This window comes from Acidimicrobiia bacterium, from assembly GCA_041676705.1.
Taxonomy (GTDB): Bacteria; Actinomycetota; Acidimicrobiia; order Acidimicrobiales; family SKKL01; genus Actinomarinicola.
The window spans coordinates 87,123-104,638 of the sequence record JBAYRL010000004.1 but is presented as its reverse complement, the minus strand read 5'-3'; the positions used below and the strand labels follow the sequence as shown (position 1 = coordinate 104,638).

General features: G+C 55.2%; 13 protein-coding genes and 1 pseudogene. 12 read left to right on the top strand and 2 right to left on the bottom strand.

Annotation, left to right across the window (positions count from 1 at the left end; genetic code table 11):
- The first annotated feature begins 3 nt into the window (after positions 1 to 3).
- Positions 4 to 540, top strand: coding sequence for a hypothetical protein (locus WC184_08180; protein MFA7477858.1), 537 nt, complete (start codon positions 4 to 6; stop codon positions 538 to 540).
- A 66-nt stretch (positions 541 to 606) separates the two neighbouring features.
- Here the strand turns inward: WC184_08180 and ftsH are convergent, their stop codons facing one another.
- A complete protein-coding gene (ftsH, locus tag WC184_08175) occupies positions 607 to 2,604 on the bottom strand; it encodes an ATP-dependent zinc metalloprotease FtsH (GenBank protein ID MFA7477857.1) in 1,998 nt (665 codons plus the stop codon).
- A 19-nt stretch (positions 2,605 to 2,623) separates the two neighbouring features.
- Between ftsH and WC184_08170 the strand changes: the two genes are divergently transcribed.
- From WC184_08170 to WC184_08135, 8 genes and pseudogenes are all read left to right on the top strand, one after another.
- On the top strand, positions 2,624 to 2,920 hold the full coding sequence (locus tag WC184_08170) for a DUF3499 family protein (protein ID MFA7477856.1): 297 nt from the start codon (positions 2,624 to 2,626) through the stop codon (positions 2,918 to 2,920).
- A gap of 171 nt (positions 2,921 to 3,091) precedes the next feature.
- Positions 3,092 to 3,736: a type II CAAX endopeptidase family protein gene (locus tag WC184_08165; protein ID MFA7477855.1), complete on the top strand. Its 645-nt coding sequence runs from the start codon at positions 3,092 to 3,094 to the stop codon at positions 3,734 to 3,736.
- A gap of 33 nt (positions 3,737 to 3,769) precedes the next feature.
- A pseudogene (locus WC184_08160) lies at positions 3,770 to 6,529 on the top strand (glycosyltransferase).
- Positions 6,530 to 6,919: 390 nt separating this feature from the next.
- Positions 6,920 to 8,272 carry a phosphomannomutase/phosphoglucomutase gene (gene manB / locus WC184_08155; protein ID MFA7477854.1) on the top strand — a complete coding sequence of 451 codons (1,353 nt, stop codon included), beginning with the start codon at positions 6,920 to 6,922 and terminating at the stop codon, positions 8,270 to 8,272.
- 90 nt (positions 8,273 to 8,362) lie between these two features.
- Complete coding sequence (locus WC184_08150) at positions 8,363 to 8,599, top strand: Trm112 family protein (GenBank protein ID MFA7477853.1); 237 nt, start codon at positions 8,363 to 8,365, stop codon at positions 8,597 to 8,599.
- Between the two features lie 5 nt (positions 8,600 to 8,604).
- A complete protein-coding gene (locus WC184_08145; protein ID MFA7477852.1) occupies positions 8,605 to 9,645 on the top strand; it encodes an SIS domain-containing protein in 1,041 nt (346 codons plus the stop codon).
- Between the two features lie 121 nt (positions 9,646 to 9,766).
- Complete coding sequence (ahcY, locus tag WC184_08140) at positions 9,767 to 11,236, top strand: adenosylhomocysteinase (GenBank protein MFA7477851.1); 1,470 nt, start codon at positions 9,767 to 9,769, stop codon at positions 11,234 to 11,236.
- 107 nt (positions 11,237 to 11,343) lie between these two features.
- Positions 11,344 to 12,216 carry an SDR family NAD(P)-dependent oxidoreductase gene (locus WC184_08135; GenBank protein MFA7477850.1) on the top strand — a complete coding sequence of 291 codons (873 nt, stop codon included), beginning with the start codon at positions 11,344 to 11,346 and terminating at the stop codon, positions 12,214 to 12,216.
- Here WC184_08135 and WC184_08130 read toward each other — a convergent pair.
- On the bottom strand, positions 12,213 to 12,860 hold the full coding sequence (locus tag WC184_08130) for a hypothetical protein (protein MFA7477849.1): 648 nt from the start codon (positions 12,858 to 12,860) through the stop codon (positions 12,213 to 12,215). The genes WC184_08135 and WC184_08130 overlap by 4 nt on opposite strands.
- An 87-nt stretch (positions 12,861 to 12,947) precedes the next feature.
- Here WC184_08130 and WC184_08125 point away from each other — a divergent pair, with 87 nt between their 5' ends.
- The 3 genes from WC184_08125 (at position 12,948) to prfB (ending at position 17,485) form a co-directional block, all read left to right on the top strand.
- Positions 12,948 to 13,583: a hypothetical protein gene (locus tag WC184_08125; GenBank protein MFA7477848.1), complete on the top strand. Its 636-nt coding sequence runs from the start codon at positions 12,948 to 12,950 to the stop codon at positions 13,581 to 13,583.
- A 71-nt stretch (positions 13,584 to 13,654) separates the two neighbouring features.
- On the top strand, positions 13,655 to 16,372 hold the full coding sequence (secA, locus tag WC184_08120) for a preprotein translocase subunit SecA (GenBank protein MFA7477847.1): 2,718 nt from the start codon (positions 13,655 to 13,657) through the stop codon (positions 16,370 to 16,372).
- A gap of 3 nt (positions 16,373 to 16,375) precedes the next feature.
- Positions 16,376 to 17,485, top strand: coding sequence for a peptide chain release factor 2 (prfB, locus tag WC184_08115; protein MFA7477846.1), 1,110 nt, complete (start codon positions 16,376 to 16,378; stop codon positions 17,483 to 17,485).
- Positions 17,486 to 17,516 lie beyond the last annotated feature (31 nt).

Below are 17,516 nucleotides of genomic sequence, written 5' to 3'. Positions count from 1 at the left end.
GCTATGGAGCGTTTAATCCTAGCGGTGGTATTGGTTGGCGTGGCGGGCGTGATTGCGGCTTTGATTCAGCGCCGTGAGCCTGATGCGCCTACAGCTCCGCCCACCACTTATCGGGTTCCAACCCAAGTCGACCGGGCCGATTTCGTCCGTAGTGAAAGCCCGTGGCTGGTGGCAGTATTTACCTCAGCTACCTGCAATTCCTGTGTCGGAGCGATTGAAAAAGCAAGGGCTTTGGAATGTTCCGAGGTCGCAGTCCAGGAAATCGAGGTTGGTGCTCAACCTAAGCTGCATCAACGCTACGAGGTGGAAGGCGTTCCGCTAACCCTTCTAATTGACCACGAAGGCGTGGTAAATGCTTCTTTCGCCGGTGGCCCGATTGCTGAAGAGCTTTGGGCCACCTTGGGGAAGCTTCGAGAAGGCGAGTCGGGTGAAAGTTCCTGTTCAGGCGACTGTGCGGCCTGTGCCGGTTTCGGCGGCGTAAGCGAAACCGCGGCCAGCTTCGGCGGTGAAACCTCGAATGAAGCTTCACCGACCGATTAGCTATCGCGGGTCAATACCACAAACCGGTATCGGTTCCCCTATGAGTTACCTGGCTCTGTGGGCAATCTAGGGGCTGTCTAATACCGACGCGGCCCGTTCGCGTTCTTCTCGCTCTACCAGGTCACGAGTTTCAGCGGAATGGGTTTGCGTGAGATTTTCAAGTCGGCCAGCGCCAATTTCGACCAGACGAACAACTTCATCGCCGTCAATGGTTTCGTGTTCGAGCAAAGCTTCGGCCACGAGCTCTAAACCACGACGATTTTCGGTTAGCAGATTGGTGCAGCGGGCTTCTTGGCTGCGAAGAATGTTTTCTACTTCTTCGTCAATCACTCGTGCTGTTTCATCGCTGTAATCGCGACCGTGCATTAGGTCTTCACCCAGGAAAACCTCTTGTTGAGAACCCCAAGCCATGGGGCCCACCCGGTCGCTCATACCCCATTCTCGCACCATTTTGCGGGCCAGCTCGGTAGCACCAACTAGGTCGTTGTTCGCACCTGTTGAAGCCACACCGTAAATGATTTCCTCGGCTACCCGGCCGCCCATGCGTACCACCAACGAATCTTCGATGTAGTCCTGGCGATAAAGGTGACGCTCACCAACAGGTAGCTGGTGGGTTACACCTAAGGCCATACCCGAAGGAATGATGGTGACCTTGTGCACCGGATCGGCGTGAGGCAGGAGCGCCGCGCAAACAGCGTGGCCCGCCTCGTGGTAGGCGATGGCCTCTTTTTCTTCGTCTGAAAGTGCCAGAGTGTCGCGCTTTTGGCCCATGAGAATACGATCACGGGCCGCTTCAAAGTGTTTCTTGGAAATGGCATCGTCACCGGCGCGAACCGCTAACAACGCAGCCTCATTGACGAGGTTCGACAAATCGGCACCACTCATGCCCGGGGTGCCCCGAGCTACCACATCGAGGTCAACATCGGGTGCGACCCGCTTGTGGCGAATGTGCACGTCGAGAATTTCACGACGGTCGCTCAAGCTAGGCAATGGCACCACGATCTGGCGGTCAAAGCGACCGGGTCGCATCAGAGCCGGGTCGAGAATATCGGGCCGGTTAGTAGCGGCCATCATTACAATGCCTTCGGAGGGTTCAAAACCGTCCATCTCGTTCAGCATTTGGTTCAGCGTTTGTTCACGTTCGTCGTGACCCCCGCCTAAACCAGCGCCTCGTTTGCGTCCGATCGAGTCGATTTCGTCGATAAAGATAATGGCTTTGCCTAGCTTGCGAGCAGTTTCAAACAAGTCGCGAACGCGTGAAGCGCCAACGCCGACAAACATCTCCATGAAGTCAGAACCACTGACCGAAAGGAACGGTACGCCAGCCTCGCCAGCCACAGCGCGGGCGATGAGGGTTTTACCGGTTCCGGGAGGGCCAACCAACATGATTCCCTTGGGAATGCGGGCGCCGATCTCACCAAACTTCTGCGGGGTCTTCAAGAAATCAATGACTTCGGTGATTTCCTGTTTAACGCCGGGATAGCCAGCCACATCTTCGAAGGTGGTGCCAGGGCGTTCCGTGGAATAGGTTTTGGCCTTCGACCGACCAATAGACATTATGCCGCCCATCTGGCCTTGGGCCCGACGGCTCATCCACATGAAGAACAGCACTAAAAGCCCAATCGGCAACAAAACCGGAATGAGCGAAGCTAAAAGGTTCGGTTGAGGTGTCTTGAATGAAAGTTCGGTCTTCTCATCAAAGAGAGCGCGGTCGGCATCGGAGAGCGGTGTGGGCCCTGTAGTACGGAACTCGCTGCGGTCTTCATCGACATAGCTACCGGTTACGTGGCCATTGTTGTTGTTGTACTCAACGGTTTTCACTTCGCCAGCAGCAACGGCTTTGCGTAGCTCTTGAAACGAAATTTCTTCGCGGTTGTCGTTTCCAAAAGCCAAAGACCAGGCAAAAGCTAGAAGAATAAGAGCCCCAAGCGCGCCAAAAGCCCAGCGGGGCATGCGCGCTTCAGATTCGTTGGTACCGTTGTCAGATGATGGACCACTACGGCCGCTGCCTCCTTGACGGCGGGGTGGTGGTGGCGGTGGGGGCGCCTTGGGGGTTCGACTCATACCTACATGCTAGGAGGTTATGGCCGCGAACCTTGACCCCTATCCCCGAAGATTCTTATTTATAACTGTATTCTTAACTTCCATGCGACGTTCTTGTGCCCGTACGGCTTGTTCGAATCAGCCAACGGCAACATTGTCATATGACTATGCGAATCGAATGGTCTGGCTTGAGGTCTTGAGCGCCGAAGCACATCCCATGACACACGACCTTTGCACTTCGCACGCCGATCGGGTTTCGGTTCCGCTTGGTTGGCATCTAAGTGATCATCGTGGCTTAGGTAAGGTTGTGCCATTGCCCTTTGCTCAAGCGAGTTGAAGCACCCTGAGTATTAGCAGCTGGCTGCAGCCGCTCAACCAAGAAGAAGGCTCGGTCGATCCGCCAGCGGTTGGTTGGGGTGGCGCTCCGCATGCCAATTCAGCCGCCTATCGCTCGGGGCGTGCCACCTGGGGGCTAAGCGATGCCATCATTGGTTTCGTCATCGCCCAATTGGCGGCCATTGTCGGCGGAGCTTTGGTGCTGATAGCGGCTGGCTACACCGAGGGAGACGCCATTGATGTAGCTCCGCTTTCGGTGTTGTTCCTGCTGCAGATTCCTCTGTGGCTTGGTTATGGCGGGGTACCTTGGTGGGTTAGTCGCACCAAAGGATTTGGTCTCACTTACGATTTTGGATGGAAATTCACCAAACAAGATGTGTTCTATGGGTTGGGTTTAGGGCTAATCATCCAACTATTCGTAATTCCTGTCATCTATATACCCATCTTCTGGATTTTTGGGGAACACGACGTCTCGGAAGCAGCCCGCCAACTTACCGACCGAGCCACTACTCCGGTGGATGTAGCCACCTTGGTCCTGGTAGTGGCGATCGGCGCGCCATTTATTGAAGAGCTTTTCTTCCGCGGGCTGTTCTTACAGTCGGTGCGCAAACGGTTTGGCAATGCCATAGCCATAGTGGCTACTGCGGTCATATTTGGTGCGGTGCACCTTCAACTGCTGCAATTTCCGGCCTTGGCAGTTTTTGGGGCCATCGTGGCCTGGCTCACTATTAAATCTGAGCGTTTAGGCCCGGCTGTGTTCACCCACATGGGGTTCAACCTGGTCACTGTGGTGGCGTTGTTGATCAGTGCATCGTAATCAGTCGGCAAAACATGGCACGATGGTGAGCGCATGATGCCCACTCCGCCTGAAGTAGAAACCCGCCAATCGCGTCTTTCTCGAGCTGAGAGTGCGCTTCGCCGACGCCGAATTGAAGCGATCTTGACCACTATTATTTTGGTGGCCTGTGTGGGTTTTGTGTTCCTACAGCTTCAACCCCGGTTGATTCTCACCAACAACACCCCTGCCGGTGGAGACATGGCAGCGCATGTTTGGGCACCCGCGTACCTGCGCGATCATCTGCTGCCCCATTTCCGCCTCACTGGCTGGACCCCCGACTGGTATGCCGGTTTTCCGGCCTTACGCTTTTACATGGTTCCACCCATGTTGGCGATTGTGGTGCTCGACTGGATTTTCGCCTACGGGGTGGCCTTCAAGCTGGTAGCAATCTCGGGTTTGTTGGCTTTGCCACTTGCCGCCTACGCCTTTGGTCGCTTGGCCAACCTGAAGTTCCCAACCCCGGCGCTCCTAGCCGTATCCACCCTGCCCTACCTCTTTAGCCGGTCTTACAGCATTTACGGCGGAAACATTCCCTCCACCTTGGCGGGTGAGTTCGCTTTCTCGATCAGCTTGGCTTTGGCTGTGGTTTACCTGGGCTTGGTCATTAACGGCCTTAGAACCGGGAATTATCGGGCGTTGGCCGCCGTCACCGTGGGTTTATGTGCCCTCACCCACGTCATCCCGCTCATTTTTGCCATTGTTGGTACCTTTGTGGCCTTAGCGATTTGGCCGTCCAAGCGGGGCCTGAAGTGGCTCGCTACCACTACACCAGTTGGCGCCTTGTTGGCAGCTTGGTGGCTATTGCCGTTTTGGGGTCAGAGGGCGTTTCTAAACGACATGGGCTGGACCAAACTGGTACCACCGGCCACGGCGGGGACGGCGGAACAGATTGGCTTCTGGCTGACGGGAATGTTCCCGGTTGATGCCCGTTGGGCCGCTAACTTGGCCCTGGTTGGTTTGGTCGTGGCGCTCTTTAGGCGGGAACGAACTGGTTTCTATCTGGCGACGTTAATTGTGGTGGGCGGCCTGGGCTACGTGCTCGTGCCTCAAGGGCGACTCTGGAATGCCCGTTTGTTGCCTTTCATTCATCTGCTGACCTTTATGTTGGCGTTTTATACGGTCGGGCAGATTCTTCGCTGGATCGGTGAGAACCAAGAAACAGTGGCCCATGGTATACGCAAAGCGGGTGCCGGCGGTGCCGATTGGATTCGTGCGGGCGGTGCCATTGTGGCGCTACTAGCCACGCTAATTTTGGTGGCTCTACCGCTTAGGGTTCTGCCTTTCTTTGGCAAAACTAGCGACGACGGCACCTATTCTTGGCTGTTTCTAAGCACCCGTGATTCCAGCTATATTCCGGGTTGGGCCCGTTGGAATTTCACCGGCTACGAAGGCAAAGCCGAATGGGTGGAATACGACAACTTGGTGCAAACCATGGCCGGGGTGGGTGCTGAATACGGCTGTGGCCGAGCCATGTGGGAATACGATCGAGAAGCCCTCGACCGTTTTGGTAGCCCGATGGCGTTGATGCTGCTGCCGTTTTGGACTGACGGTTGTATTGGGTCAATGGAAGGTTTGTATTTCGAGTCTTCCACCACGACGCCGTTTCATTTCTTGAACCAATCGGCGTTATCAGCCAAACCTTCGCGGGCCCAACGCGACATGCCCTATGGCGATTTCGACATCAACCTTGGTATCGCGCAGCTGCAAAAGCTTGGGGTGAGCTATTACATGGCGCAGTCAGATGTCGCCATTGCAGCGGCTAATGGTCATCCCGACCTTCGTGAAATTGCACGGTCCAATAACTGGATCATCTACCAGGTCGCCCATTCTGAGCTGGTAGAACCACTTCAGTATCAGCCGGTGGTGCTAAGCGATGTTCACGATGCCAGCCACGAGTGGTTGCCGGTGGTGGCACCCTGGTTCCAAGATCGTGGCCGTTGGGACGTGCTGTTAGCGTCAAGCGGCCCGGAGAGCTGGCAGCGAGTGGCCGGGGTTGATGAGGCTGGGAATCCCCTCGATCACATTGACACCGAACTAGTGCCTTTGCCGGAAGTCGAAGTAACAAACATTGCTTCAGGCGACGACTGGCTTTCTTTCGATGTTTCCGAGCCCGGAGTGCCCGTTCTGGTTAAAACCTCGTATTTTCCCAATTGGGAAGCACGAGGCGCCGATGGACCTTGGCGGGTGTCGCCTAGCTTTATGGTGGTAACACCAACGAGCACCCATGTGGAGCTGCACTACGGCCGCTCGGGGGTAGAAACCGCCGGATGGGCCTTAACCATCGCGGGCCTGGTTGGTTTGGCAGTACTAGTACGTCGAGGTCCGATCGCCCCAGTTGATCGCACCGTGGCTTCACATTATGTGGCAGGTAATGCGGCCCTTGCGCCACGTCTAAGTGTGGTGGTTCCTGCCTATCGTGAAGCTACTCATATTGGTCAAACCATCGCTCGGCTGCGTCAAGAACTACCGCAATACACCCAAGATCAGGGCTCGCTTGAGATTGTGGTAGTTGATGACGGTTCCGGTGATGACACCGCAGAACAGGCGCGCTTAGCCGGGGCCGATCAGGTGATTTCTTTCGCAGCTAACCAGGGTAAAGGTGCTGCCGTGCGCGCTGGAATGGTGGCTGCAAAGGGCCAGGTAGTGGCTTTCACCGACGCCGACTTGGCGTATTCACCCACCCAGGTGGGGCTATTGGCCAGTGGGGTTGAAGCTGGCACCGCGGCGGTCGTGGTGGGGGATCGTCACGTCGAAGGGTCGGTAGCTGAGGTTGAAGCCGTGGCGCTACGGCGTTTCGGAAACAAGGTTGTTAATCGAATTGTGCGCTTGGTGGTTGGATTCCAGGGTGACACTCAGTGCGGTGTCAAAGCTTTTTCACATGAAGCAGCCCAAGCCATCTTTGGTCAGAGTCGAATCGACGGTTTTGGTTTCGACATTGAAGTCTTTGTACTGGCCCAGCGCTACGGATATTCGGTACAGGCCCATCCGGTTCGGGTAATCAATTCAACAAGTTCCACTGTGAAGGTGGTGCGTGACGGGCTTCAGCTGGTCTTTGACTTGCTGCGGGTGGCGTTTTGGCGTACCACCGGCGGCTATCCACTTCCGGGTGAGGTGCGGGCGCAACTTCAAGCCACCATGCCCCGCCCGACTAGCGTAGATTCCATGAGCGAGCTCGACACGATAGTAAAGGCCTACGACATTCGAGGCATCGTGCCCGATCAGCTAAACGCGGAGGTGGCTGAAGCTCTTGGTGTGGGGTTTGCCAAGTTCATATCTGAAAGCGAATTCGCCCGAGATCGAATAATTGTGGCCCGTGACATGCGACCTAGCGGACCCGAGCTGGTAGAGGCCTTCACCCAAGGTGTTCTCAGCCAAGGTCTAGATGTGGTCGATATTGGCCTTGCTTCCACTGACATGTTGTATTTCGCTTCGGGCTATCTAGACGCGCCGGGAGCAATGTTCACCGCTTCGCACAACCCTGCCGAATACAACGGAATCAAGCTCGCTCAAGCCGGGGCGCGCCCGGTGGGCGAATCGACGGGATTGGCCGATATTAAGGCTTATGTGCTTAATCCGCCGTCACCGGCCACCCGCCTCGGTCAGCTCACGAGTCAAGATTTGCTGAGCGAATTTGTGACGCATGTGCATTCTTTCGTCGATGTTTCAGCTCTGAAGCCGCTAAAGGTGGTAGCCGACACCGCAAATGGCATGGGAGGACTGGTAGTACCAGCCGCTTTTGCCGGTTTGCCGATAGATCTCGAGGTTATGTACCCAGAACTAGACGGTACTTTTCCCAACCATCCGGCCAATCCAATCGAAGTGGAAAACTTGGCCGATCTACGCCGGCGTGTCGTTGAAACTGGTGCTGATTTGGGTCTGGCCTTCGACGGTGACGCTGACCGGGTCTTTCTGGTCGATGAACATGGCGAGCCAATCTCTGGTTCCTTAACCACGGCTCTCATCGCCATTGGGGTCTTAGAGCGCGACCCCGGTGCCAAAATAATCTATAACCTCATTTGTTCGGCCGCGGTGCCCGAAGTGATTGCGGAACACGGCGGCCAGGCTATTCGCTCGCGGGTGGGCCACTCTTTCATTAAACAAGTGATGGCTGAAACGGGTGCCGCCTTTGGTGGTGAGCATTCGGCCCACTATTACTTCCGTGACAACTGGCGAGCCGACTCGGGCTTGATTGCCGCTTTTGTGGTGTTAGAGGCTCTCAGCAAATCGGGTGGAACATTGTCGCAGCTCATCGCGCCCCTCGACCGTTACGCCGCCTCGGGCGAAATCAACACTCAGGTTGCTAGCCCCCAGGCCGTTATTGAACATGTGGCGTCAGTTTATAGCCAGTGGCCCCAAGATCGTCTCGATGGACTTACCGTTACTGGCGATGGTTGGTGGTTCAATCTGCGCCCCTCTAACACTGAACCATTGTTGAGGTTGAACCTTGAGGCCCAGACACGCGCTGAATGTGATCGTATGGTGGCCGAGGTCAAGAGCCATTTCGCTGCGGTTTAGTACCGCTTCGCTAGGTAGGGTGTCACAGCTTCCTATTAGGCTTGGCCCAACTGTCTCATTTCATTGACTAATTGTCAGAAAGATTTATCTATGGCTTTAGATGCGCAGCTTCTGGAGATACTGGCCTGCCCTGAAGATAAAGGGCCGCTGCTTTATTTCGAAGATGAAAATGTGCTGTATAACCCTCGCTTGAAGCGGGCGTATTCCATTGTTGACGATATTCCGGTCATGCTGATTGACGAAGCAAAAACGATTGAGCAGGAAGAACATGATCGTCTTTTAGTTAAGGCCGAATCGCAGGGCATTAAGCCAACTTTTGAAGGTTGAGGGCCATGACAACCGGTTCTTTGAGCGGTATTGACACCATTGAGCTGCGCCAACACATCATGGAACGGCCCGAGCGTACACTGCGCATTTTGGATCACGTTGGTTCCATAGCAAACCTGCCAGCTGCACCTTCCATTTCAAACATCGTAATTTTGGGCAATGGTGAAGCGGCCATGGCGGGCGACATGATCGTGGCGGTGGCTGGGCCTTTTATGTCGGTGCCAATCATGGTGCATCGTGGCTACGAACTGCCCTCTTTCGTGGGGCCCGATAGTTTGGTTATCGCGCTTTCAGCTTCTGGCGAAACTGACGAAACAGTGGAAGCCACCGAAGCTGCATTTGAAGCCGGTGCCTTCGTATTCGCGGTAACCGGCAACGGTGGATACCTAGCCAACTTGGGTGAAACATGGCAGATACCCATGGTTATTTTGCCGGCTGATGTCCATCCCCGCATGGCCACCTCACCTTTAGCGGTAAGTGCATTGTTGGCTCTGGAAGAAATTGGTTTCTACCCGGGTGGGCGGGAATGGGTCCGTGAAGCAGCCACGGCCTTGGCTAAACGGCGCGACGAGATGAACCAAGAAACCAATATTGCCGCCACGGTCGCCAAAATTATTGGGCGAACTTTTCCGCTAATTTATGGAGCAGGCCCGGTGGGAACCACAGCCGCCTTGCGTTGGAAACATCAGTTCAATCTCAGCGCCAAAATTCCCGCCTTTAGTAATTCAATTCCTGATATGTGCCACAACGAGATTTCGGGTTGGGGCCAACACGGCGATGTAACCAGACAGGTGTTCACCCGCATCGATCTGCGCCACGACGGTGAACACCCCGCCGACCAAGAACGGTTCTTGCGAGTGGCCGAGATGACCGAGGAAGTTGTGGCCGACATCGCTACGGTCACCGCATATGGTGAAGGTACGCTCGCCCAATTGTTAGATCTGATGTTTGTGGGCGACCTTTGCGCCGTTACCTTGGCTTTGGCTGAAGGGGTTGACCCTGGGCCTATTCCAGCGGTTGAGGCCTGTCGCATCACCGTCTCATAATCCAACGTGTAACACTTCACGCGTCTCAAAGTTCCCACTAAATCCCATTTACGCCTCGGTGTCTGGTATCGCTTATCGCGTTACGGCCGCCGTTTATGTCACAGAAATCTATGGAGAGTCCATGTCGCAGCTAGAGCTGAAACCCGATGTTTCGGGTGATCTTCAATTCAAGGTGGCCGATTTGGCCTTGGCCGATTTCGGTCGCAAAGAAATTCGCTTGGCCGAGCATGAGATGCCCGGCTTGATGGCCTTACGAGCCGAATATGTTGACTCGGCACCGCTAGCTGGGGCCCGCATTGCCGGCTCGCTGCACATGACCATTCAAACCGCGGTCCTGATTGAAACCTTAGTTGCCCTCGGAGCTGAAGTTCGGTGGGCCTCGTGCAACATTTTTTCCACCCAAGACCACGCCGCGGCGGCGGTGGCCGTTGGGCCAACGGGCACTGTAGACAAGCCCGAAGGGGTACCAGTTTTTGCTTGGAAGGGCGAAACACTCGAAGAGTACTGGTGGTGCACCGAACAAATTCTGCGCTGGCCCGATGGTGCCGGACCAAACATGATTCTCGATGATGGTGGCGACGCCACCCTACTCGTGCACAAGGGCGTTGAGTTTGAAGCCGCCGGAGCAGTGCCAGGCCCCGAAACGGCCGACTCGGAAGAGTTCGAAGTAGTGCTCGCAACCTTAGGCCGTGTTTTTAGCGAAGATAACCAGCTCTGGACCCGCACTGCGGCTGGCATTACCGGTGTCACCGAAGAAACCACCACCGGGGTACATCGCCTCTATCAAATGCACGAGGCCGGCAACCTTTTGTTCCCAGCCATCAACGTTAATGACTCGGTTACCAAGTCGAAATTCGACAACTTGTACGGCTGTCGCCATTCATTGATTGACGGCATCAACCGGGCCACCGACGTGATGATTGGCGGTAAGACCGCCGTGGTTCTTGGTTATGGCGACGTGGGTAAAGGTTGCGCCCAAGCGTTGCGTGGTCAAGGGGCACGAGTAATCGTGACCGAGATCGACCCAATATGTGCGCTTCAGGCCGCCATGGAGGGCTACCAGGTGAGCCGTTTGGAAGACGTGGTCGAAACTGCTGACATCTTTATTTCGGCAACTGGCAATAAAGACATTGTGACCGCCGAGCACATGGGTCGTATGAAGCACCAAGCCATTGTTGGCAATATTGGTCACTTCGATAACGAGCTGGATATGGCTGGTTTGAACAAGCTGTCTGATGTCCAGCGCATCAACATCAAGCCTCAAGTTGATGAGTATGTTTTCCCCGATGGTCACTCAATCATTATTTTGGCTGAAGGGCGATTGCTAAACCTGGGTTGTGCAACTGGGCACCCCAGCTTCGTTATGTCAGCCAGCTTTAGTAACCAGGTCATTGCCCAGATCGAACTGTTCAACAATCCTGAAAACTATGAGCTGGGCGTTCATACCTTGGCTCGCCATTTAGATGAGAAAGTAGCTCGGTTGCACCTGGAATCCTTAGGTGTGCGTTTAACCGAACTGACCACCGACCAGTCAGAATATTTGGGTATTCCGAAGTCGGGTCCCTACAAGCCCGACCATTACAAGTATTAAAAACGTCATTGTGGTTCACCAGACCTAGTTGCGTTACGGCGTAAGTGCGCCGCGCAACTAGGTTGTTTCTTTCTAAGTTTGATTAAAAGCGTCATTTGGGGGGCGAAATGGATTCTTTCGAGAACAAGGTTGCGGTGATCACGGGTGCTGGTAGCGGTTTAGGCCGAGCCTTTGCCCGCCGTTTTGCTGCGGCGGGTATGCATTTGGTTTTGGCCGATGTCGAAGAACCGGCACTTGTGGCCGTAGTGGATGAATTGAGCGGCGGTGGCACCCAGGTACTGGGCGTTCCCACCGACGTTTCTGATGCCGACTCCATGGACCGACTGGGTGAGGCCGCCTTCGAGCGTTTCGAGCAGGTGAACGTGTTGTGTAACAACGCTGGGGTAAGTGGGCCTTCACTGCCGGTAGCCGAGCTTTCCATTGCAGATTGGCAATGGGTAATGGGGGTAAACTTGTGGGGAGTGATACACGGGCATCGCGTGTTTCAGTCGCACATAATGAGCCACGGTGATGGCCATATTGTGAACACGGCATCCATGGCGGCTCACACGGCTTTTGCTGGCCTAGCGCCTTATCACGTCACCAAGCACGCTGTTTGGTCTCTATCAGAATCAGTTTATAACGAGCTAGCCGCGGCCAACTCAAGCGTGGGTATTTCGGTGTTGTGCCCAGGTTTTGTGAATACCCGTATCGCCGAATCCGACCGTAATCGTCCGGAGCAAGCCGGGATGGCCGGATTGGCCGACCCTGAAGAAGCGGAACTGATTCGTTCTATGGTGCGTGAATTTTTCGACGCTCAACAAAGCCCCGAACCGGTGGCTGAAGCTGTTTTCCAAGCCATCGTGAATAAACAATTTTACGTCTATACCGATGACGTTTGGATGCACGCCATCAAAGAGCGTCACGAAGACGTGCAACTGGCCCGTAATCCTCGACCCAAAGGTTCTATGACCGAAGAAGCCATGCGCATCAACGGCTAAAGCACTTCGGTTTGTCGGCTGCTTGAGGGCGGCAGGCTGAGGCGTTCCAAGAAAAACTGGACGTTTGGGCCAATGGTAAGAGCGATAAGAATCGTGCCGATACCAACCGTACCGCCTAGGGCAATTCCAATGGCCAAGGCCGTTAGTTCGATCAAGGTTCTTACCATTCGAATCGACATGCCGCGTTTGGCCAGAGCGGTCATCAATCCGTCGCGTGGACCCGGCCCTAAGCCAGCACCGATGTAGAGCCCCGACCCTGGTCCGAACAAGAAAACGCCGACCACCAAGAACGCCAAGCGTACCGACATTTCTGTAGGTTCGGGCAGCACCATCAAGGTGATGTCGGCCACCACCCCAATCAAAATAACGTTGGCTACCGTCCCAATGCCGGGGCGTTCTCGAAAGGGTAGCCAGGCCATGAGCACCAAGAACCCAACGCCTATGTTTACCGTGCCAATTGGTAGACCAAGGTGATTAGACCCGCCCTGGTGGAGTACATCCCATGGCCCTAAGCCCATATTGGCCTGCACCATAAGGGCAATTCCCCAACCGCAAAACACCAAGCCCGCCAGCAGCTGGGCACCGCGGCGGATCCACAGTTCGTCAGGACCTATTGGTGTCGTAAAGGGTTTCGTGGGCTCCATGGACTCGCGAAACTCTAGCGTTGGTACTGGCGGGCGCGACTAAAGCGGAACTAACAAAATGTCACTGGCTGTATTCATACTTAGGTTATGAGTCGGCGGCGACAATGTTCTATTTGTGGTAGCGATCTTGGCAATCCATGCCTTGAGTGTCATGAACTGTTGCTAAGCGCCCCATTGTTACCCCACCAAGATTTTATTAACGAGGTGCCGCCGGTGTTGGTAGAGCTGCACGCAGCATTGATATATGAAGGGGTGGGCCGATTACTAGTGTCTCGTTTGAAGCATGAATCGGCTAGATCGAGTGTGTCGTGGCTGTCTGAAGCCATGGCGCAGCGTGCCTGGCACATCAAGACGCCCATCGATGTGGTGAGTTGGGCACCAACCTTGCGTTCGCATCGCCAGAAACGTGGGTTTGACCACAGTCGCTTGTTGGCCGTGGGCGTGGCGCGTCGTCTTGGCGTGGCGTGGCATCCGCTCCTGCGCCGGCATGGTTCAACCAGCCAAACCGGCCTTTCTGGTCGTGAGCGTCGCCAACTGGTCGAACAAGCACATCGAACGTTTTCACTTGCGGGTCGAGCTCGCGGGCTTAACGTTTTGCTCATTGACGATGTTGCTACCACCACCTCAACCCTCCAAGCTGCGGCGTCGGTGTTACAAAGCGGTGGGGCGTCCTCGGTAATTGGTTTGGTTGGGGCCATCACGCCCAAAGCTAAACAGTTATAAGGAAGGCGGTAGGGTCATGCTTGGGCCGCTCCGCCTATTAAGGTTTGGCCGCACTAGATACACTGGGAAGCCTGATGGGAATGTTCGACAAGATCCTTCGCGCTGGCGAAGGCAAAAAGATCCGGGCTCTTTCGAACCTGGTTCCAGAAATTAATGCGCTTGAAGCCGAAATAGAGAAGCTCGCTGATCACGATCTAACCGCTAAAACGGTTGAATTTCGGAATCGGCTCGACAATGGTGAGGCCTTAGACGACCTGCTAATCGAAGCTTTCGCGGTGACTCGCGAAGCCGCCAAGCGGGTCATTGGCCAACGCCATTACGACGTGCAGCTAATGGGCGGCGCAGCGTTGCATTTTGGTTGGGTGGCTGAAATGCGTACCGGTGAAGGCAAGACCTTGGTGTCAACCTTGCCCGCCTACCTAAACGGCCTGACCGGCAAAGGCGTTCACCTAGTCACGGTTAACGACTATTTGGCTAGCCGCGACGCCGAGTGGATGGGTCGTGTTCACCAATTCTTGGGTCTCAACGTTGGTCTCATCATTCCCGGCAACCACGATTCAGCCTTTAAGCAGCAACAATACGGCTGCGATATTACCTATGGCACCAATAACGAGCTTGGCTTCGACTACCTGCGCGACAACATGGCCATGTCGCTTGGTGCCAAAGTTCAGCGTGGTCACAATTTCGTAATTGTTGACGAGGTCGACTCGATTTTGATTGACGAGGCCCGTACTCCTCTTATTATCTCTGGCCGTTTGGCCGACGCTGCACAGGTGTATTACCAATTTGCGGCCGTCGTGCGGGGCTTAACTCGTGACGAAGACTACGAGGTCGACGAAGAAAAGCGCACCGTCTCGCCGCTGGAAGCTGGTATTGAACGAGTAGAAAACGCTCTTGGGGTGGAAAACCTTTACGACGAGGTTTCGAGCAACTTGGTGCACCACCTAAGCGCGGCACTTAAGGCCAAAGAGCTTTACCGCCGCGACAAGGACTACATCATCCAAGACGGCGAAGTGAAGATTGTCGATGAGTTCACAGGTCGGGTTTTGGAAGGGCGACGTTGGTCTGAGGGTTTGCACCAAGCGGTGGAAGCCAAAGAAAACGTGAAAATTAAAGAGGAAAATCAAACCCTCGCCACGATCACGCTGCAGAACTACTTCCGTCTCTACGACAAAATTGCTGGCATGACCGGTACGGCGGAAACAGAAGCTGCCGAGTTGATGAATACCTATGGCCTCCATGTGGTGCCCATCCCCACCAATAAGCCAATGGTGCGTCTCGACCAGGCCGATCTGATCTATAAAACCGAACAGGCCAAGTTTGATGCTCTGGTAGAAGACATCATCGAACGCAATGCGGCCGGTCAACCAGTGCTAGCTGGTACCGCCTCGGTAGCCACCTCGGAACGGTTATCGTCGCAGCTCAACAAACGCGGAATTAAACACGAGGTATTGAACGCCAAGCAGCACTTCCGTGAAGCTGACATCGTGGCCCAGGCCGGTCGTCCGGGCTCAATAACGGTGGCCACCAACATGGCTGGGCGAGGCGTTGACATTCTTTTGGGAGGTAACCCCGAAGGTTTGGCGTTGCGTGACGTCAAAGCTGAAGGTCTTGACCCCGAATCGGAAGAGGGTTTGGCTCGCATTGAAGAGCTGACCAAGAAATACAAGGTTGAAACTGACCGTGATGCCGAGCGGGTTCTGCAACTCGGCGGGCTTTATGTGTGTGGTACCGAGCGCCACGAAAGTCGACGTATCGACAACCAGTTGCGCGGTCGTGCCGGACGCCAAGGTGATCCCGGTGAAAGCCGTTTTTACCTTTCCTTAGAAGACGACTTGATGCGGCTCTTCGCTACTGGCGCCATGAACTGGGTTATGGGCAAAGCCCTGCCAGAAGATGTGCCCATCGAGGCGAAAATGGTTTCCAAGGCCATTGAACGGGCTCAAAGCACCGTTGAACAGCGCAACGCCGAAATTCGTAAGAACGTGCTCAAATACGATGAGGTCATGAACGAGCAGCGCAAGGTTATCTACCAGCGCCGCGACCAGATTTTGGAAGGGGCCGACCTACGAAACCAAGCACTCGAAGCTCTAGCCGAAGCGGTTGATGCCATAATCACCGGCTACTGCGTGGCCGACTATGCCGAAGAGTGGGATCTTGAGGGTCTGCTCACCGAAGTACAAACTTTTTGGCCCACCAAACTGGGTATCGACGACTTGAGCGGCGCAACCTCCACCGATGAGCTCTACGACGCACTGATGGGCGAAGGCACTGCTTATTACGAATCGCGTGAGGCCGAACTTGGTGCCGATCTGATGCGTCAGATTGAACGCCAGGTTATGTTGCAGATCATCGACCAGCGTTGGCGTGAGCATCTCCAAGAGATGGACTACCTCCAAGAAGGCATCAACCTGCGTGCTATGGGTCAACGTGACCCGCTCATGGAATGGCAGCGCGAAGGTTACGACATGTTCGGCACCATGATGAGCCTGATCGACCAAGATTTCGTGAAATACATCATGCACGTTGAGGTCGCTCGCCCCAAGCTCGAACCTCAAGCCATGCCAATGCGCGACGTGCAGTATTCTTCCCCCGACGATCAACCCGCACCTTCGGTGGCCGCAGTTGCCACCGGTGAAGAGGCAGCCTCGGGCGGTTCGGTGGCCACCGCAGTGCAAGAAGAGGCCGTTCAAGCCCCAATCGTGAAGAGCGACTGGGATAAGACACCTCGGAACGCGCCGTGCCCGTGCGGCAGCGGTAAGAAATTCAAGCTCTGTCACGGTCGGTAGCCAATGCGCGACATAAGCGACGATTTGAAAGCGCTCAAACGTCGCCTGGAGGAAGCAGCTGGCTTCTTAAAGGTCGACGACTTGCGTGACCGCCAGGTTCAGTTAGAAACCGAAGCTTCGCGACCTGACTTGTGGGACAACCCCGATAAGGCCCGCCAGACTACAGCTGAGCTGGCCGGTGTTCATGACGACTTAGAACTATATGACCAGCTCGCTTCGGCCATTGATGACGTGGCGGTGTTGTGGGAAATGGCTAAAGACGAGGGTGACGATTCGCTGGACCAAGAAATTGACCAGTCCCTGGTGGAGCTGGTGGAGCGTTTTGATTCCTTAGAGTTGCGTTCGTTGTTTTCCGGTGAGCACGACGAAGCTGATGCTTTGTGTGAAGTGCATTCGGGTGCCGGTGGAACCGAATCCCAAGATTGGGCCGAAATGCTATTGCGCATGTACTTGCGTTGGGCCGAAGAACAGGGTTTCACCGTCGAGCTGGATTCGGTTAACCCCGGGGGAGAAGCGGGCATCACCTCGGCGTCATTTATTGTGCGGGGCCGTTACGCCTATGGGCTCTTACAAGCCGAGCGGGGTGTACATCGGTTGGTACGAATTTCCCCGTTTGATTCCAATGCCCGGCGCCACACCAGCTTTGCTTCGATGGCGGTGATTCCCTTTCTGGACACCGATGTTGAAGTGAACATCGACGAAAAAGATTTGCGGATTGACACTTATCGTTCCAGCGGTGCCGGTGGTCAGCACGTGAACGTCACCGACTCGGCGGTGCGAATCACCCACCTGCCAACCGGGCTGGTGACTTCCTGTCAAAATGAGCGTAGCCAGCGTCAAAACAAAGAACGTGCCATGGCGGCCATGGCTGCGAAGCTGGCCGACTTGGAACGACAAAAGAAGGCTGACGCCATGGCCGCTATTGCCGGTGAGCAGCGTGAGGTCGCTTGGGGGAGCCAAATCCGTTCCTATGTGCTTCACCCATATCAGATGGTGAAAGACCTCCGTAGCGACTTCGAGGTTGGCAACCCCGATGCGGTTCTTGACGGTGAGGTCGGTCCGTTCATGGAGGCCTACTTGCGGTGGCGTCGCGGCCAGGAACTAGACGCGTGATACGTTCTCGATGTCGAGGGCGAGTAACCTG